Below are 18,416 nucleotides of genomic sequence, written 5' to 3' on the forward strand. Positions count from 1 at the left end.
AGTGGCTGCGTACCAAGACTAACTCCCAGCCACTCCACCACAACAAGGACACACCATGCTCATCAAGACCGACCACCGTGGCTTCGACCACGCCGTTCCCGGCGACATCACGCCCCAGGGCGTTTACCAGCAGCGGCGAGACCTGATCAAGCTGATGGCGACCGGCGCGGCCGGGGCAACCATCGCGTCCTGGGCCGGTCGGCAAGCGATGGCGCAGGCTGTCGCCAAACCCGGGAAGCTGGCGGCTTTGCCTGGCGCCAAGTCAGGGGTGGCGGGTGCGGTCACGATGGAGAAAGTGACTGACTACAAGGACGTCACAAGCTACAACAACTTCTATGAATTCGGCACCGACAAGTCGGACCCGGCCAAAAATGCCCACACCCTGGTGACCAAGCCCTGGACGGTGGCCATTGAAGGCCTGGTCAAGCAGCCGAAGACTTATGCCATCGAAGACCTGATCAAGCTCAGTGCCCAGGAAGAACGCATTTACCGTCTGCGCTGCGTTGAGGGCTGGTCCATGGTCGTTCCCTGGGTTGGCTATTCGCTGGCGGAGCTGATCAAGAAGGTCGAGCCGCTGGGCAACGCCAAATATGTCGAGTTCATCACCCAGGCCGATCCCAAGACCATGCCGTTCGTCGGCTCGCGTGTGCTGGACTGGCCCTATGTGGAGGCGCTGCGCATGGACGAGGCGATGCACCCTCTGACCCTTCTGAGCTTTGGCATGTACGGCGAAGTGCTGCCCAACCAGAGCGGTGCGCCGGTACGCCTGGTGGTGCCATGGAAATACGGTTTCAAGAGCGGCAAGAGCATTGTCAAGATCCGCTTTACCGACAAGGAGCCCCGTACCGCATGGAACAAGGCGGCTGCCAATGAATACGGGTTTTATTCCAATGTGAACCCCTCCGTGGACCATCCACGCTGGAGCCAGGCGACCGAACGCCGTATTGGCGAAGACGGCCTGTTTGCCAAGAAGCGCAAGACCTTGATGTTCAACGGTTACGAGGCCCAGGTGGGGCAGTTGTATGCGGGCATGGACCTGAAGAAGTTTTATTGATTCGCATCCGGCGCTCGCCAGGACGCCACACGTCGTGCGGCACCCCGGCGCCGTTTCGGCTTTCAACCATGAAAAAACTTCTCCTCCATCCCGCGGCCAAACCGGTGGTGTTCGCCGCCTGTCTGTTGCCCTTTATCTGGCTGTTCTACAGCGCGCTGAGCAACCAGCTCGGTGCCAACCCCGCGGAAGCACTGATCCGGGCAACGGGCGACTGGACCCTGCGTTTTCTATGTATCGTGCTGGCTGTCACACCGCTGCGGGTGATCAGCAACACGCCCGCGCTTGCACGTTTTCGCCGCATGCTGGGGCTGTTTGTCTATTTTTACGTGCTTGTCCACCTGCTCAGCTACAGCTGGTTCGACATGGGTTTTGATGTGGCCGACATCGTCAAGGACATCATCAAGCGGCCATTCATCCTGGTGGGTTTTGCTGCCTTCCTGCTGCTGACGCCGTTGGCAGCGACCTCCTTCAACGCAGCCATCCGCAAGCTCGGTGCGAAGCGCTGGCAAATGCTGCACAAGCTGGTTTACCTGATTGCGGGCCTGGGCCTCCTGCATTTTTTCTGGATGCGCTCAGGCAAAAACGATTTTGCCGAGGTGTCGGTCTATGCGGCCATCATTGCGGTGCTGCTGGGCTGGCGCGTATGGCAGCGCTGGGGGCGGCGCAAGGCTCCGGCGGGCCCGCGTCCTGTCCCGGCGACACGCCTGCCTTGAGCTGGATGCTCCTGAATCAGGAGCTGGAGGCGCACGAGGGATAAGGGCTGGAGCAGGTTTTCGCCTTGAATCTAGGCGTTTACCGCCCGCAGCGGAGGCCGGGGCTGGCGAGCGACCGGGTCGATGCCCGCCGCAGGCAGCTGGTAAGCGCGATCGTCAAACAGGTCGATACCGCACATCAGGTTTTCAATCCAGTTGAAGAATTCGGTCACCGCCTGCTTGCCGACGATGGGCGCACCGTGTTGCGGCACCAGCATGGCGATGTCCATGGGACGCACCATGTTCACCCACAACCGCAGGATCTTGTTCGATACCATGTAGCGCCGGTGAAAACCTTCCATCAGGGGAATGTGCGCTTTGAGGCTGGTGACCGGTACACGCGCTTGCGCGCCGGACATCATCGACACCCCGAGATCGCCGGTGAACAGGATGCGGCTGACGGGATCGTAGAAGTGAAAATTGCCTTCAGAGTGCATGAAGTGTGCCGGGATCAACCACAGTTCGTGGCTGCCCAGAGGCAGGCGCCCGCCGCCGTCGGGCACGCCGATCACGCGTTTGTCGGTCTTGCCGACCTTGGTGAAATGCGGAACGAAACGCTCCCACACCCGTGAAATCACCAGCATGGCCTGGGTGCTGCTCAGCCAGCGATCCAGCGAAGCGATGATGTCGGGGTCTGCATGCGAGGCGATGATGTACGACAGCTTGTGCGGCGGAAAATGCTGCGTCATGCCCATGAACAGTTCGTTGTAGGCCAGGTTGCCGCCGGGGTCAATGATGGCTCCCGTGCCGTTGTCCACGATGAGGAACTGGTTGGCCTGAACCGCCTGCCCATCTTCCTCAATGAGGTCGCTGAACATCAGGCAGGCGTGATTTTTGTCGCGGTAGAGTTCCAGAGGCATATCAGTGAGCAAGCTCGATTTGAGAAAACCGACTGTACTTCCATCTCTGCAGATATCGCTTGATGAGCATCAAGCGACGTTGATCTCAAGGCAACAATTTTTCGCCGCGAAAGGTGTCTGCCGCTGTTTCGCGCTCGCGTATGAGGTGGGCTTGATCACCATCGACCAGCAGCTCGGCAGCACGGCCCCGGGTGTTGTAGTTGCTGGCCATGCTCATGCAGTAGGCCCCCGCAGAAAGCACGGCCAGACGATCTCCGGCGGCCACCGCCAATGTGCGATCACGGCCTATCCAGTCGCCGCTTTCGCAGACCGGGCCTACCACGTCGTAGCACGCCTCCTGCCTGTCCCGCTGCGGCTCAAGCGGAACGATGGCATGAAATGCCTGGTACATGGCGGGCCGTGGCAGGTCGTTCATCGCGGCATCAATCACGCAGAAATTTTTCTGTTCACCTGGCTTGAGGTAAAGCACCTCGGTCAGGCAGACGCCGGCATTGCCGACCAGCGAACGACCCGGCTCGACCATGAATTTTTTACTGCCATGACCACGTGCATCCAGCTTGGCCAGCAGTTCCTGCCAGAGCGCATCTGCTGCGGGTGGCGTGTCCTGGTTGTAATTGATCCCCAGGCCGCCACCGAAGTCGATGTGTTCAATCGGTATGCCGGCCGCTTCAATGCTGTCAACCAGGTCCAGCACCCGGTCCATGGCGTCCAGGTAAGGTGTGGTCTCGGTGATCTGCGAGCCTATGTGGCAGTCGATGCCGACGACTCGAAGCCCTTCCAGCGACGCCGCGTACCGGTAAATCCTCAGTGCATCCTCGTGCGCCACGCCGAACTTGTTGCCCTTGAGGCCGGTCGAGATATAGGGGTGGGTCTTCGGGTCGACATTGGGGTTGACGCGAATGCTGATGGGCGCGATGCGGCCCATGGCCAACGCCACCCCGGACAGCACATCCAGTTCTGCCTCGCTCTCGACATTGAAGCAACCGATGCCGGCAGCGAGGGCCAGCTGCATTTCAGGACGTGTTTTGCCGACACCCGAAAAAATGACTTTGCGCATGTCGCCGCCGGCCGCCCGCACCCGCTCAAGCTCACCGCCGGAAACGATGTCAAAACCACAGCCGGCACGGGCAAACACCTGCAACACGCCGAGCGACGAATTGGCCTTCATGGCGTAGCAGATCTGCGCGTGGCGTCCGGCAAAGCCCTGCTGGTAGGCCGCCAGGGCCGCCAGCATGGCGGCTTTGGAGTAGACGAACAGAGGTGTGCCGTACTGGCTGGCCAAGTCATCAAGGCGGGCCGCTTCGAGGTAGAGGCCGTCCTGGCGGTAGGCCAGCTGGGGGGCGCCTGGCAGCGCGGGGGATACAGGGGTGTTCATGGCCGGTGCCCCTTCATCGCAGCGGCAAGGTCGCAGGACCGGATGCTGGTGGCGGTGCCGGCAGATCGGTCGCGGTGGCGGCAGCGTTTTCCGGTGCGCTGGCGGCTGCGGCAGGCGCAGGCGCGGCGAACGGGGCAATGCCCGCCGGACGCGCTTTGGGCGGCGGCGGGAGAAAGAGGGGGCCTTTCTGGCCGCAAGCGGCAAGACCCATGGCAATGGCCAGAGCCGCGGCGACGGTTGAAAGGCCATGAACGCAGGAGGTTGCCTGGCGGCGGCCTAGAATTTGGCGCTGGATTTGAAATCTTGCAAACATGATGGGATTGTAATGACCGACCTGGAATATCTGGACCATGCCGAAGCCGCCCTCCAGGCGATTGAAATGGCGTGTGACCGCATCAACGACGAAACGGATGCCGATGTCGACAACCAGAGGACCGGGGGCATGATCACGCTGACTTTTGCCGACCGCAGCCAGATCATCATCAATCTCCAGAAGCCGCTTCAGGAAATCTGGATGGCCGCCCGCGCTGGCGGTTTTCATTACAGGCACAACCAGGGCCAGTGGACAGACACCAAGGATGGCAGCCTGCTGTTTGAGGAGCTGTCGCGCTACGCCAGTGCACAGGCTGGCCAGCCGCTCTCGTTCAGCGCACCTTCATTCCCGCGCGCAGCTAATTCTTGAACAGATCGAGAATCCGGCGGCGTTCGTCGCTCGGTGGGGGAGTCTGAATGGCGGCGCCAGGAGGCACGGGTTGGCCCGCGACCGGGTTGTCCGCACCGGCGCCTGCAGCGGGACGGTCACCCAGTCCGACGCTGCTGATCCCGGAACCTTTGGCGTATTCGTCATAAAACCACTCGCCGCCGATATTGACAACACCCGGGGGAGCTGAAAACTCGGTCACTGGCACGCCTTTAAGTGCGTAGTCCATGAAGTTGATCCAGACCGGCAGGCTCAGGCCACCTCCGGTCTCCCGGTCGCCGAGTTTTTTCGGCGTGTCGTAGCCCATCCACACGGCTGCGGTGAGGGTCGGCTGGAAGCCCACAAACCAGGTGTCAATCGAATCGTTGGTGGTGCCGGTTTTGCCATAGAGGTCTGGCCGTTTCAGGGTCGCCTGGGCCTTGGCGGCGGTACCGCTCCGGGCAACTTCCTGCAAGAGGCTTGACATGATGAAGGCGTTGCGCGCTTCGATACCACGCACTGACTCGTCGAGTGTGGGCACTGGGCTGTCGACCACAACCTTGCCTTTCTGATCGGTGATCTTCGTGATCAGGTAGGGGTTCACGCGGTAGCCGCCATTGGCAAACACGGAATACCCGATGGCCATTTGCAGCGGAGTGACCGAGCCGGCGCCCAGCGCCATCGTCAGGTAGGCTGGGTGTTTGTCACCGTCAAAACCAAACCGGGTCACCCATTCCTGGGCATATTTGGGACCTATGGCCTGCAGTATCCGGATGGAAATCATGTTTTTGGACTTGGCCAGGCCGCGGCGCAGGCTCATTGGCCCTTCAAAGGTGCCGTCGTAATTTTTTGGCTCCCAAGGCTGGCCACCGGTGACGCCAGCGTCAAAAAACAGAGGGGCGTCGTTGACGACGGTTGCCGGGGTGAAGCCCTTTTCGAGGGCGGCAGAATAGATGAACGGCTTGAAGCTCGAACCAGGCTGTCGCCACGCCTGCGTCACGTGGTTGAACTTGTTTTTCTCAAAGTCAAAACCACCGACCAGTGCCCTGATGGCACCGCTGCGCGGGTCCAGCGCGACGAAAGCGCCCTCGACCTCAGGGAGCTGCGTGATCTCCCAGGTGTTTTTGGACGTTTTGGTCACGCGGATCAGGGCGCCAGGACGGATCCGGATGTTGGGAGCTGCTTTTTCGGACAGGCCCGACTGGGCGGGTTTGAGACCGTCGCCAGTGATTTCGATGGTTTCGCTGTTCTGGCGAAGGGCCACGATTTTTTTCGGGCCAGCTTCCAGCACCACGGCCGACATCACGTCATCGTTGTCCGGACTCTCGGCCAAGGCATCGTCAATCGCGTCTTCGGTTTCCTTGGGATCGCTGGACAGGGCAATGAATTTTTCGGGGCCGCGGTAAATCTGGCGCCTCTCATAATCCATGATCCCTTTGCGCAGCGCCCTGTAAGCCATGGTCTGGTCGGCCGCCCGCAGGGTGGTGAAGACATTCAGACCGCGTGTATAGGTTTCGTCGCCATACTGGCTGTACACCAGTTGGCGCACGGTTTCCGCCACAAATTCAGCATGCACTCTCCCTGAATCCGGACCGGATTTGACCTTGATGTCCTCGTTTTTTGCTGCAGTCGACTGTTCCGCCGTGATGAAGCCGTTCTCTTCCATGCGCTCAATGATGTACAGCTGGCGCGCTTTGGCCCGCCTCGGGTTGCTGATCGGGTTGTAAGCGGAAGGGGCCTTGGGCAGACCGGCGAGCATGGCGGCCTCTGCAATGCTGATGGATTTAAGCGGCTTGCCGAAATAAATCTCGGACGCGGCGGCAAAGCCGTAAGCGCGCTGCCCCAGGAAGATCTGGTTCATGTAGATCTCCAGGATCTGATCCTTGCTCAGAAGGTGTTCCAGCTTGAAGGTCAGCAGGATCTCGTAAATTTTCCGCGTGTAGCTCTTTTCGGTCGACAGATAGACATTGCGGGCGACCTGCATGGTGATGGTCGAGGCCCCCTGACTCTTGGCCCGCCCTACGTTGGCGAGGCCGGCCCGGATCACGCCGATGTAGTCAACCCCGCCGTGGGAGAAAAAGCGTGCGTCTTCAATGGCCAGCACCGCATCCTTCATCACTTTGGGTATCTCCCCTATCGGCGTCAGATTGCGGCGTTCCTCGCCAAACTCGCCAATCAGGACGGCATCTGCTGAATAGACGCGCAGCGGAAGCTTGGGACGATAGTCCAGCAAATCAGACACATCCGGCAGGTTGGGGTAGGCGACCGCCAGTGCAACGGCAATGATGATCAGGAGTGAAACAAGGCCAGCCAGCGCCAGACCCAGGCCCCATGCGAGGACCTTGAGTAGCCTGGGTAGCCAGGGAAGCCGGCCGGCAGGGGAGGGACGGGATTCGGGAGTCGAAGAATTTGACGGCATGGGTTTAACGTAAGTTCGCGCCAGCATTGGAAAAATCCCGGATGCTGGAAGACTTTGCAGGTTGTCGGGGATTTCACATTTTGCAATTGTGGCCTTGTCGCCGCGCCGGTATCAACCCGGCCAAGCCATCAAAAGCGTCTACTTTTGACAACGGTGATAGTAAGCGAAAACTGGAAAATCCTTTGTTGTACAAGGACCTTACTGATAGCATTCAAGTGATTTCTTAAGTTTGTAAGGCTACATATTAGCCGTCATCTGGGGACCGTTTTGATCTCTCTGGGGTCTTTATTCAACCGTCAATCGTCAGCCTTGCTGGGTCTGGACATCAGCTCATCCAGTGTCAAGCTGGTGGAGCTGAGCCGGGACAAGGCCGGCAACCTGGTACTTGACCGGTGTTCCATTGAACCCCTGGAAAGGGGCTGGATCACTGACGGCAACGTCGAGAAGTTCGATGAAGTTGCGGAGGCCGTGCGCCGGCTGGTCAAGAAAAGCGGAACACGCACCAAGAATGTGGCCATGGCCTTGCCCGCGTCGGCCGTGATCACCAAAAAAATCATCCTGCCCGGCGGAATGAGCGAGCAGGAGCTGGAGATCCAGGTAGAAGCCGAGGCCAATCAGTACATCCCCTTTTCACTGGATGAGGTCAGTCTTGATTTTTGTGTCATCGGTCCGAGCGCCAGTTCCGCGGGTGACGTGGAAGTGCTGATCGCTGCGTCCCGCAAGGAAAAAGTCAATGACAGGCAGGGGCTGGCCGAGGCGGCAGGTCTCAGGCCGGTGGTGGTGGATGTGGAGTCCTATGCGTCGCGGCTGGCGACGGCTCGATTGATTGAAAGCTTGCCGAACAATGGCGTGGACACCATGGTGGCTCTGTTCGAAGTCGGAGCCTTGACCACCAGCATGCAGGTCATCAAGAACGACGAAGTGCTTTATGAGCGCGATCAGGCTTTTGGCGGAGCGCAGCTGACCCAGCTGATCGTTCGCCAGTATGGCTTTTCTCCGGAAGAGGCGGAAGCAAAAAAGCGCAGCGGCGACCTGCCGGACGACTACGATGCCAGCGTGCTCAAGCCCTTCGTCGACAGCATGGCGCAGGAGATTGGCCGTGCGCTCCAGTTCTTTTTTACCAGCACACCGCACAACAAGGTGGACTATGTGATGCTGGCAGGCGGCTCGTCGGCCTTGCCGGGGTTGACCGATGCAGTGACCCAGCAGACCTCATTTGCCTGCATGGTGGCCAACCCCTTTGAAGGGATGGTTCTGGGTGGCGATGTACGGGAGAAGAAGATGAAGCGTGAAGCCGCGTCTTACCTGACCGCTTGCGGGCTGGCTTTGCGGAGGTTTTTCCAGTGATTCTGGTCAATCTGCTTCCTCATCGCGAAGCGGCGCGCAAGCGCCGTCGCGAGGCTTTTTTCGTCGCCCTGGGTATTTCCGCCCTGGTGGGTGGTTTGCTCTGCGGAGCGGTTTATTCCTGGTACCAGACCCAGATATCGGGGCAGCAGGGCAAGAATGCCTTTCTGAAAACCGAAATCACCCGTCTTGAAAACCAGATCAAGGAAATTGCGGGTCTGCAGCAGGAAATTGCCGCCTTGCGTGCCCGGCAAATGGCAGTGGAAGATCTGCAAGGCAACCGGAATCTTCCGGTCTACCTGCTTGACGAACTGGTCAGACAACTGCCCGATGGTGTTTACATCACCAGCATGAAACAGGATAACCAGGTGGTGCTGTTGACTGGCGTGGCCCAGTCCAATGAGCGGGTTTCCGAATTGCTGCGCAATCTGGGCAACAACAGCCCATGGCTGACCCGGCCCGAACTGATTGAAATCACGGGCAGGACCATCACGCTGGGCGCGCGCGACCAGCGGCGCGTGGCGAATTTTTCGATGCGCGTGGGACTCAAACGCGCCACGGATGTGCAGAAAGCTGCGGCATCGGCGGCGGGGTCTTCCGGCCCGGCCTTGGCCCGGCCCGCCCAGCCCGGCCCGACCGCGGCCAAGAGCTGACCAACCGGGTCCGAACAGACACTGACTATGGCAAGTACACCAAAATTCAATGTAAATTTCTCCGCGCTTCAGGATGGGCTGAAGGCGCAGTTTGTCGGCCTCAACCCGAATGACCCTTCTTCCTGGCCTGCGTTGCCCCGTTTCCTTCTGTATTTTTTTGTGACCGCCGCAGTTGTGGTCGCACTGTGGTTCGTATGGCTCAGCGATTCTGACGAGGGCCTCAAGGCAGAACAGGCCAAGGAAGTGCAGCTGCGCGAAGATTTCAGGAAGAAGCTGGCGCAAGCGGTCAATCTGGAAGCTTTGAAAAAGCAGCGGGAGCAAGTCCAGCAATATGTGACTCAACTGGAGAAACAACTCCCCAGCAAGGCCGAAATGGATGCTTTGCTGTCCGATATCAACCAGGCGGGATTGGGCCGGAGTCTGCAGTTTGAGTTGTTTCGGCCAGGACAGGTCAGCGTCAAGGAGTACTACGCGGAGCTGCCCATTGCGATCAAGGTGTCAGGTCGTTATCACGATATCGGGGCCTTTGCCGCCGATATTGCCAACCTGTCGCGCATTGTGACGCTCAATAACATGACGATTACTCCGGTCAAGGACGGAATGATGACCATGGACACCACCGCCAAAACATTCCGTTATCTTGATCCCGAGGAGGTTGCCCTGCAGCGTAAAGCGGCGCCTGCGAAAGGTCCCAAAAAATGAAGCGGCCAGCTATCGAAAAGATTCTGTCGCTCGTCGCCACAACGGTGGTCTGCCTGAGCCTGACGGCCTGCAGTTCTTCCGAGCAGGAGGAATTGCAGCAGTGGATGAACGAGCAACGCAACCTGACAAAGCCCAGGATCGAACCCTTGCCTGAGCCCACCAAGTTCTCCCCGCAGGCTTACACCCAGGAGGGCGCTGTCGAGCCTTTCAGTCCCCAGAAATTGACGCAGGCGCTTAACCGTGATTCCAATCGGGCAACCGCCAATGCGGGCTTGATTGCGCCTGAATTGAGCCGACGCAAGGAGCCGCTGGAAGCGATGCCGCTCGATGCGGTCGCGATGGTCGGCAGCCTGACCAAGCAGGGGCAGCCGGTAGCGCTGGTCCGGGTGGATAACCTGCTGTACCAGGTGCGGGTTGGCAACTACCTGGGCCAGAACTACGGGCGCATCACGAAAATTTCCGAGACGGAGGTCGCCCTGCGGGAAATTGTGCAGGACGCTGCGGGCGAGTGGTTAGAGCGGACAGCGACTTTACAGCTTCAAGAGGGGTCGAAATGAACAAGAATTCAAGGATGATGCAGGCAGTCCCGGCGCGGGGTGCCTGGTCGCGTATGGCGGGTGGACTGGCCATGGTGATGGCCTGGATGACGCTCGCGCTGGCAGCGCAGGCATCGGCCCAGGCGCCCAACGCGATCGAGGCGGTGTCGGGTTCTGTCCAGGGAGGCTCGGAAGTCATTCGTATTGACCTGAAAGAAGCACTGACGGCAATTCCCACTGGTTTCACGATTCAGACCCCAGCGCGGATTGCGCTCGATTTCCCCGGCGTCAGCAATTCCATGGGCCGCTCGGCCCTTGATCTGAACCTGGGCAACCTGCGTTCTGCCAACGTGGTTCAGGCGGGTGAACGAACCCGTGTTGTCCTCAATCTCAAGGCTTCAACGGCCTACACGGCGCAGATTCAGGGAAAATCCTTGCTGATCACGCTGGACCCTGTGGCCGTTTCCACGCCTTCGCCAGTCGTTGCACCTGTTTTTGCCGAAAATCGCAACCGCGACACCTTGCCACTGAAAGACATCGATTTCCGGCGCGGAACGGATGCTTCAGGCCGGATTGTGGTTGATCTTGCCAACAACCAGGTGGGCGTTGATATCCGCCAGCAGGGGCAGACTCTGGTCGTTGAATTCCTGAAAACCGCCTTGCCCGAAGGCTTGCGCCGCCGGCTGGATGTGTCCGACTTCGGCACGCCGGTTCAAAGCGTGACCACTTCCCAGCTGGGGGACAAGGTTCGCATGGTGGTTGAACCCAAAGGGTCGTGGGAGCACAGTGCTTATCAAAGCGACAACCAGTTTGTGCTGGAGGTCCGCCAGCAGAAAGTGGACGAGTCCAAACTGTCGCAGGGGCCTGGCTATACGGGTGAAAAACTGTCGCTCAACTTCCAGAACATCGAAACACGGTCCCTGTTGCAAGTCATTGCCGACTTCACCAATTTCAATATTGTCACGTCGGATAGCGTGTCTGGTGCTGTGACCCTGCGCCTGAAGGACGTCCCATGGGATCAGGCCTTGGACATCATCTTGCAGGCAAAAGGTCTGGGGATGCGGAAAACCGGCAATGTGTTGCTGATTGCTCCCAAGGATGAATTGGCTGCCAAAGACAAGCTCGACCTTGAGTCGCGCAACGCAATCCAGACCCTGGAATCGGTGCGCACGCAGTCTTTCCAGATCAACTATGCGAAAGCAGCGGATATCGGCGCCCAGATCACGGCCGGGGGCACCGGTCCCACCAGTGCTCGCATCCTGTCCAATCGCGGTAGTGCGATTGCCGAAGCCAGAACGAACCAGCTGTTTGTGACCGACATCCCATCGAAGCTCGAGCAGGTGCAGAGTTTCATTGCAAAAATAGACATTCCCGTACGGCAAGTCCTGATTGAGGCGCGCATTGTGGAAGCCTCGGATACTTTCGGAAAATCATTGGGCGTTCGATTAGGTGGTCGACCTTTTACGCTCAATGGTGCAAGTAATGCATCGTTCGGTCCAACTTACATCAACCCGGGCACCACGCCCGGAGCTCCGGTCCAAGGCGTGAACTACGGAACTACTACGGGCGACTTTCTTAACCTTCCCGGGGTGGGACAGAACGGGTTCAGTGCTGCCACTTTCGCAGTTTCCCTCTTCTCGTCGGGCGCCACTCGGCTGCTGAACCTCGAAATCTCCGCCATGGAAGCCGACGGCAAAGGCAAAATTGTGTCAAGCCCGCGCATCGTGACGGCTGATCAGGTCAAGGCCCTGATCGAGCAGGGTACCGAGTTGCCTTATCAGCAGGCGACGTCCAGCGGTGCTACCTCCATCGCCTTCCGCAAGGCCAACCTGAAGCTGGAGGTGACCCCGCAAATCACGCCTGAAGGAAACATCATCCTGAATGTTGACGTGAACAAGGACAGTGTGGGCCGATCGACGACCAACGGCTTTGCGATCGATACCAAACACATTCAAACCCAGGTGCTGGTGGAAAACGGCGGCACGGTGGTGATTGGCGGTATTTTTGAGCAGAACGAGCGTGAAGACGAAACCAAGGTTCCTTTGCTTGGCGATCTGCCGGGAGTGGGCAACCTGTTTAAAACCAGGACGCGGACGGCCAACAAGTCCGAATTGCTGGTTTTCATCTCTCCCAAAATGATTTCCAACGGCGCCCCCTTGCGCTGAGCGTTGGTTGCACGACGCGAACCCGGGATGGTCTTCCGGCGCGTCTTGCGGGTTTGTGCCCCGATGGGTACGTTGCCGGCAAGTCCGGTTCAGGACTGGTCGCGACAGATGTGTTCAAGGACGCTTTTTCTTTGTTTGTTGCCGTGATTCATCCTGACAGGAGACGTTTTTGAGTGGGCCAGCTCATGTGGCACTCGTTGGTCTCCCCGGATCGGGGAAGTCCACCATCGGACGCCAGTTGGCCCGACGTCTCGGCCGACCTTTCATCGACACCGACCAGGTCGTCGAGCATCGCGTTGGTCTATCCATCCGGGAGTTTTTTGAGCGGGAGGGCGAGGAGTCCTTTCGAGACCTGGAACAGGACGTCATCGACGAATTGACGCTGGGCGAGTCCTGCGTTTTATCGACCGGTGGCGGGGCGGTGTTGCGACTGGTCAATCGCCAGCATTTGAAGCAGCGAACCCAGGCGGTGTACCTGCATTCGGCGCCCGAAGAGGTTTTTCGCCGGTTGCGGCACGACCGGAATCGCCCGCTGTTACAGGTGTCTGATCCCTTGGCGCGCCTGCGCGAACTGTATGCGCTGCGTGACCCGCTTTACCGGGAATGTGCCCGTTTTGTGGTGGAAACCGGGCGGCCTTCGGTAGCGGCACTGGTCAACATGGTAGTGATGCAACTGGAGCTGGCAGGGGTCGTTTCCGCTCCCCAACCCTGACATTCCCTCTGCTGCAGAGGTCATCTCGAATCAACGCGGTACGGCTGCGCGGAGCCTCGTGACGCGGGCCACGGCCTCCCGTGCGGGCCGGCAGAGCCTCTACACTTGTGTCATGGTTTCAAATCCCCCTCCGGCGACGCAGCAGGTCTTCATTGATCTGGGAGCGCGCAGTTATCCCATCACCATTGGTGCCGGCCTGCTGGGTGACCCTGGCACCTACCTCAATCTGCCGGCTGCAAGCACGGCGCTGATTGTCTCGAATGCCACGGTGGCCCCTCTTTATGCTCAATCCCTGCAACTGGCACTTCAGGGGCATTATGAAAAGGTGCTGCAGGTGATCCTGCCCGATGGGGAGGCTCACAAGGATTGGCCCACGTTGCAACTGATTTTCGACGCCCTGCTTGTCAACGGTTGTGATCGAAAGACCGTGCTTTTTGCCCTGGGCGGCGGCGTGGTGGGTGACATGACGGGATTCGCGGCGGCTTGCTACATGCGCGGTGTGCCCTTTGTGCAGGTCCCCACCACCTTGCTGGCGCAGGTGGATTCTTCCGTGGGTGGAAAAACGGCCATCAATCACCCGCTGGGGAAAAACATGGTGGGCGCGTTTTACCAGCCGGAGCGTGTGATCTGCGACCTCGACGTGCTCCAGACCCTGCCCCCGCGCGAGTTGAGCGCCGGGCTTGCGGAGATCATCAAGTACGGGCCGATTGCCGACATGGCCTTTCTGGGCTGGATTGAGGAGAACATCGAGGCCCTGCTTGCGCGTGAACCGGCGGCGTTGGCACACGCCGTCCGGCGCAGCTGCGAGATCAAGGCCGCGGTGGTGGGCCAGGATGAACGTGAAGCCGGGCTGCGTGCCATCCTGAATTTCGGGCACACCTTCGGGCACGCGATCGAGTCGGGACTGGGTTACGGTCAATGGCTGCATGGCGAAGGTGTGGGTTGCGGCATGGTGATGGCTGCCAGGCTCTCGCAAAGGCTGGGCCTCGTTGACGAGGCATTTGTCGACCGCCTGCGTGCGCTTGTCCAGCGCGCCGGGCTGCCGGTGGTGGGTCCCAGGCTGTCTGCCACCGACAACGCGGGGCGCTACCTCGAACTGATGCGTGTGGATAAAAAGGCAGAAGCCGGTGAAATCAGGTTTGTCGTGATCAATGGCCCGGGCCACGCTTCTGTGCGCAGTGCGCCGGATGCACTGGTGCGCGAGGTGATCGACGCGTGCTGCGGATGAATGTTTCTGCATTCGATTGCTATTAAAGTGATAGCTTCTCGCGCAGATATGGAAAGGGCGCATGCCCGATTGGATATCTGATTCATGACTGCACTGGCTCCCTACGCCTGCGACCCGGCCCAGTCGCGTGGCCGGCGCTACCCCGAGCCCGCTGCGCCGACCCGTTCGGCCTTTCAGCGCGACCGCGACCGGATTGTGCATTCCACGGCATTTCGCCGCCTGGTTTACAAGACTCAGGTGTTTTTGAACCATGAAGGCGATTTGTTCCGCACGCGCCTGACACATTCGCTCGAAGTCGCGCAGCTTGGCCGTTCCATTGCCCGCACGTTGCGTTTGAATGAAGATCTTGTCGAAGCCATCGCACTGGCTCACGATCTCGGGCACACGCCGTTTGGCCACGCCGGTCAGGACGCGCTCAACATCTGCCTGAAAAGCCACAATCCGGACAGCGCCGGCTTCGAGCACAACCTGCAAAGCCTGCGTGTGGTGGACACGCTCGAGGAGCGTTACCCGGACTACGACGGGCTGAACCTGTCTTTTGAAACCCGGGAAGGCATCCTCAAGCATTGCTCCCGCCGCAACGCCCGGCGGATTGAAGGGCGCGAACCTGGTGGCGTGGCGCAACGCTTCCTGGCGTCCTCCGGCGCGGGTTCGCACGCGCAGCAACCCAGCCTTGAGGCCCAGCTCGCCAATCTCGCCGATGAGATCGCCTACAACGCCCATGACATTGACGATGGCGTGCGCTCCGGCCTGCTCAGCCTGGAGCAGCTCAAGGAGGTTGACTTGTTTGAGGCGTACCACCGGGAAACACTCGCCAGCCATCCAGGCTTGCAAGGACGGCGACTGTTGTTTGAAACCATACGCCGCATGCTCAGTGCCCAGGTTTACGACGTGATGGACGCCACTGGCGCCGCCTTGCGGGCTGCGATGCCGTCCGATGTGCGGGCCGTCCGTCAACACCCGCCACTGGTCTGCTTCAGTGATGAAATGGCCCTGAAGTCCTCGTCCCTCAAGCGGTTCCTGCTACAAAATTTATACCGTCATCCGCAGGTGGTCGAGACTACACAGACGGCCCAGCAGGTGGTGCGCGACCTGTTTGCCGCTTACATGGCCGATCCGGCGCAGATGCCACTGGCGCACAGCGAGCGGTTTGATCAACTGGACAGCAGTCCGTCCGGCAGTGCGAGGCACCAAGCCCGGCCCGAACGCGTCGTGGCCGACTACATCGCCGGCATGACAGACCGGTTTGCCGCCAAGGAACACGAACGGCTGAACGGCCGCGTGGTGTTTCCTGTTTGAAAGCCGTTCATCCCGCCAGCCTGGTGATCGCCGCCGGCGTGGTGGCGGCGCTGCATGTGGGCAAGCTGCCGCCGGCGTTGCCAGCGCTGCAGCAGGTGTTGGGTGTGTCCCTGGTGCAGGCAGGCTTTTTGCTGGCGCTGTTTCAGCTCGCCGGGATGACACTGGGTTTGCCCGCGGGATTGCTGATTCAACGCTACGGTCCGCGGCGCAGCATGCTCGCCGGCTTGCTGGTGCTGAGTCTGGCCAGCGCCCTGGGCGGTGCGGCGCAGGGCGCAACCGGACTGCTTGCAAGTCGCGTTTTTGAGGGGCTGGGGTTTCTGTGTGTAGTGTTACCCGCGCCGGGGTTATTGCGCGCTCTGGTCCCGCCAGGGGGCCTGAGCCGTACGCTCGGGGCTTGGGGGGCTTACATGCCGCTCGGCGCAGCATTGGCGATGCTGGTAGGGCCCTGGGTGATGGCCCAGGCCGATGTCGCTTGGGGGTGGCGAGTCTGGTGGTGGCTCCTGTCCGCGTTGTCCGTTTTACTCGCTGCGGCGGTGTATCGCAACGTCCCTGCGGACCCGCCCCGGGGGCTGACGCCATCGCGGACGCTATCGCCCGCGACGTCTGGCTCCGCGGTGGGTCTTGGCCTCCTGCGCCTGACGTTACGGTCACGCGGAGTCTGGCTGGTGGCCTTGTGTTTTTCCATGTATTCGGGGCAGTGGCTGGCGGTCGTCGGATTTTTGCCGTCGGTTTACGCCCAGGCCGGGCTGGCCCCCAGCCTCACCGCCTGGCTCACCGCACTGGCTGCGGCCGTCAACATCATCGGCAACCTGGCGGCTGGTCGCTTGCTGCACCGGCGTGTGCCTCCGCTTGCCCTGCTTGTGGCGGGGTTTGGCGCGATGGGCGGGGGCGCCTGGGTCGCCTTTGGGGTGGATGCCAACCCCTGGCTCCGGTATGGGGCGGTGTTGGCCTTTTCGATGCTGGGAGGCTTGATACCGGGGACTCTGTTCAGCCTCGCGGTTCGTCTGGCGCCAAGCGCGGCCACCGTACCCACCACGGTGGGCTGGATGCAGCAATGGTCGTCCTTTGGCCAGTTCTGTGGACCGCCGCTGGTCGCTTGGGTGGCGGGTCTGGTGGGAAACTGGCAGCTGACCTGGACGGTGACCGGTGCCTGCGCGTTGGCCGGTGCCGGGCTGGCCTGGCAGATTCACTGCCTGTTGGAACGCGAACCCTAGCCTCTCTGGCGTCTCCAACCCGGAAGGACCCCGCGAGTCGGATGCCAGGCGTCATGGCCGGGTTTACCCATGGCCGTGGCTTCGCTCTTGCATAGCCTTATGACGTGTTGGCATTTTCCGCACCGCCTTTTTCCGTCTCGAACGACTACCCTGCGGGAGTCCAATTTGTTACGAAAAGCGCGTCTGGACTGTTTGCCTGCGTTCAGGCATTCATCGTGCTTAATGTGGTGACATTTCAAAAGGTATTGCATGAGACTCAATCGACGAGCGCTGGTGATGAGCGGACTGGCAGCTGGTGTGGCGGCTTTTACCCCGCTCGCGCATTCGCAGACAGCCAGGAATGGCCGCAAACTGGTGATTGGCCAATCGGTTCCCTTGACGGGCGCCGCCGATCAGATCGGGCTGGCCTACCTCAATGGTGCAAAGCTCTACTTTGATGCGATCAATGCCAAAAACGGTGCGGCAGGCTATCGGATAGAAGTCAAGACGCTCGATGATGGCTATAACCCGCTCAAGGCAGCCAGTAACGCCAGGCAATTGATTGATGAGGATGTTGATGCCTTGTTCGGTTTTGTAGGGACAGCCAGCTGCGATGCCGCTTTTGCCGTCGCCAAGCCGGCCAACACCCTGTTTTTTGCCCCGTTCGCTGCATCGGACGCCCTGCGCGAAGCCGCGCTGAGCAATGCGTTTCATATCCGTCCGGCCCTGGCTGACGAGGCTTACAAGATGGTGCGCCATTGCGCCACGCTGAGCCAGGACCGCATCGCCGTTTTTGCCGAGGACGACGCCATGGGCCGTGCGGGGTTGGCAGCTGTGAACCAGGCGCTGGTTGATCTGAAGCGCCCGCCTCTTGTGGCAAATGCCTTCGCACCGGTCAACAGCGACAAGGTTGGGCCAGCAGTAGCCTTGCTGGCGAAGGCCCAGCCTCAGGCCATCATTCAGGTCAGCCTGTTCAATACTTCGGCGGCCTTTATCCGCGCCATGCGCAAAACCGGCTTCGCCGGCCAGTTTCTGAACTTCTCGGTGGTCGGGATCGATCCGCTGTTCACGGCGCTGGGCAAGGAGATCGGCGGCGTGGTCATCTCGCAAGTGGTACCCTCGCCGCGCAGCGCGGGAACCCCCATCATCAAGGAGTACCTGGACGTCCTGAACCTGACTGACCAGACCCCGAGTTACGAGAGCGTCGAAGGATATATCGCGGCTCGCACCTTTGCAGAGGGCGTGCGGCGCAGCGCAGCAGGGGGCGGAAAAGCCGATCGCGCCGGGCTTCAGAAGGCTTTTGAATCCATGACCGACTATGACGCCGGTGGCTTTCGCGTCAATCTTCGGGCCAAAAAATACGAATCAGTCCGCCTGGTGGATCTGGTGACCATCACCCCGGACGGCAAAGTGGTCCGCTGACGCAGCGCTCAATTTTCCCAGGT

At 60.2% G+C, this 18,416-nt stretch carries 17 protein-coding genes; 13 read left to right on the top strand and 4 right to left on the bottom strand.

The genetic code is table 11. The annotated features are described in order from the left end of the window. Window positions 1-55 precede the first annotated feature (55 nt). On the top strand, window positions 56-1,054 hold the full coding sequence (gene msrP / locus PSV33_RS16455; protein WP_300563352.1) for a protein-methionine-sulfoxide reductase catalytic subunit MsrP: 999 nt from the start codon (window positions 56-58) through the stop codon (window positions 1,052-1,054). Window positions 1,055-1,122: 68 nt separating this feature from the next. After that, window positions 1,123-1,767, top strand: coding sequence for a sulfite oxidase heme-binding subunit YedZ (locus PSV33_RS16460; protein ID WP_300563353.1), 645 nt, complete (start codon window positions 1,123-1,125; stop codon window positions 1,765-1,767). 71 nt (window positions 1,768-1,838) lie between these two features. On the opposite strand, the gene PSV33_RS16465 is transcribed toward PSV33_RS16460, so the two are convergent. From PSV33_RS16465 to PSV33_RS16475, 3 genes are all read right to left on the bottom strand, one after another. Then, window positions 1,839-2,666 (bottom strand): MBL fold metallo-hydrolase, encoded by an 828-nt coding sequence (locus tag PSV33_RS16465; RefSeq protein ID WP_300563476.1) that lies wholly within the window; start codon window positions 2,664-2,666, stop codon window positions 1,839-1,841. Window positions 2,667-2,751: 85 nt separating this feature from the next. After that, window positions 2,752-4,041: a diaminopimelate decarboxylase gene (lysA, locus tag PSV33_RS16470; protein ID WP_300563354.1), complete on the bottom strand. Its 1,290-nt coding sequence runs from the start codon at window positions 4,039-4,041 to the stop codon at window positions 2,752-2,754. A gap of 13 nt (window positions 4,042-4,054) precedes the next feature. Continuing rightward, complete coding sequence (locus tag PSV33_RS16475; protein WP_366945606.1) at window positions 4,055-4,393, bottom strand: lipoprotein; 339 nt, start codon at window positions 4,391-4,393, stop codon at window positions 4,055-4,057. Between PSV33_RS16475 and cyaY the strand changes: the two genes are divergently transcribed. Continuing rightward, the gene (cyaY, locus tag PSV33_RS16480; protein ID WP_300563355.1) at window positions 4,367-4,723 is read left to right on the top strand and encodes an iron donor protein CyaY; all 357 of its coding nucleotides are present in this window, start codon (window positions 4,367-4,369) and stop codon (window positions 4,721-4,723) included. The genes PSV33_RS16475 and cyaY overlap by 27 nt on opposite strands. Here cyaY and PSV33_RS16485 read toward each other — a convergent pair. After that, window positions 4,713-7,139 (bottom strand): penicillin-binding protein 1A, encoded by a 2,427-nt coding sequence (locus tag PSV33_RS16485; RefSeq protein ID WP_300563356.1) that lies wholly within the window; start codon window positions 7,137-7,139, stop codon window positions 4,713-4,715. The genes cyaY and PSV33_RS16485 overlap by 11 nt on opposite strands. A gap of 267 nt (window positions 7,140-7,406) precedes the next feature. Here PSV33_RS16485 and PSV33_RS16490 point away from each other — a divergent pair, with 267 nt between their 5' ends. The 10 genes from PSV33_RS16490 (at window position 7,407) to PSV33_RS16535 (ending at window position 18,393) form a co-directional block, all read left to right on the top strand. After that, entirely contained in the window at window positions 7,407-8,486 is a 1,080-nt protein-coding gene (locus tag PSV33_RS16490; protein WP_300563357.1) for a pilus assembly protein PilM, read from the top strand. Beyond that, complete coding sequence (locus PSV33_RS16495; RefSeq protein ID WP_300563358.1) at window positions 8,483-9,136, top strand: PilN domain-containing protein; 654 nt, start codon at window positions 8,483-8,485, stop codon at window positions 9,134-9,136. Before PSV33_RS16490 ends, PSV33_RS16495 begins: the two co-directional genes overlap by 4 nt. A gap of 27 nt (window positions 9,137-9,163) precedes the next feature. Beyond that, window positions 9,164-9,838, top strand: coding sequence for a type 4a pilus biogenesis protein PilO (locus PSV33_RS16500; RefSeq protein ID WP_300563359.1), 675 nt, complete (start codon window positions 9,164-9,166; stop codon window positions 9,836-9,838). Further along, window positions 9,835-10,395, top strand: coding sequence for a pilus assembly protein PilP (locus PSV33_RS16505; protein WP_300563360.1), 561 nt, complete (start codon window positions 9,835-9,837; stop codon window positions 10,393-10,395). The genes PSV33_RS16500 and PSV33_RS16505 overlap by 4 nt, the downstream gene beginning before the upstream one ends. A gap of 77 nt (window positions 10,396-10,472) precedes the next feature. Then, on the top strand, window positions 10,473-12,539 hold the full coding sequence (locus PSV33_RS16510) for a type IV pilus secretin PilQ (protein WP_300563480.1): 2,067 nt from the start codon (window positions 10,473-10,475) through the stop codon (window positions 12,537-12,539). Window positions 12,540-12,777: 238 nt separating this feature from the next. Further along, complete coding sequence (locus tag PSV33_RS16515; protein WP_300563361.1) at window positions 12,778-13,251, top strand: shikimate kinase; 474 nt, start codon at window positions 12,778-12,780, stop codon at window positions 13,249-13,251. Between the two features lie 112 nt (window positions 13,252-13,363). Continuing rightward, window positions 13,364-14,479, top strand: a complete 1,116-nt coding sequence (gene aroB / locus PSV33_RS16520; protein WP_300563362.1) for a 3-dehydroquinate synthase — start codon at window positions 13,364-13,366, stop codon at window positions 14,477-14,479. A gap of 84 nt (window positions 14,480-14,563) precedes the next feature. Then, window positions 14,564-15,778, top strand: a complete 1,215-nt coding sequence (locus PSV33_RS16525) for a deoxyguanosinetriphosphate triphosphohydrolase (RefSeq protein ID WP_300563363.1) — start codon at window positions 14,564-14,566, stop codon at window positions 15,776-15,778. After that, a complete protein-coding gene (locus PSV33_RS16530) occupies window positions 15,775-16,992 on the top strand; it encodes a CynX/NimT family MFS transporter (protein WP_300563364.1) in 1,218 nt (405 codons plus the stop codon). The genes PSV33_RS16525 and PSV33_RS16530 overlap by 4 nt, the downstream gene beginning before the upstream one ends. Before the next feature lie 249 nt (window positions 16,993-17,241). Next, entirely contained in the window at window positions 17,242-18,393 is a 1,152-nt protein-coding gene (locus PSV33_RS16535) for an ABC transporter substrate-binding protein (protein ID WP_300563365.1), read from the top strand. Window positions 18,394-18,416: the final 23 nt, after the last annotated feature.

Origin of the sequence: Polaromonas sp. (genome assembly GCF_029945895.1) — a bacterium.
Lineage (GTDB): Bacteria > Pseudomonadota > Gammaproteobacteria > Burkholderiales > Burkholderiaceae_C > Polaromonas.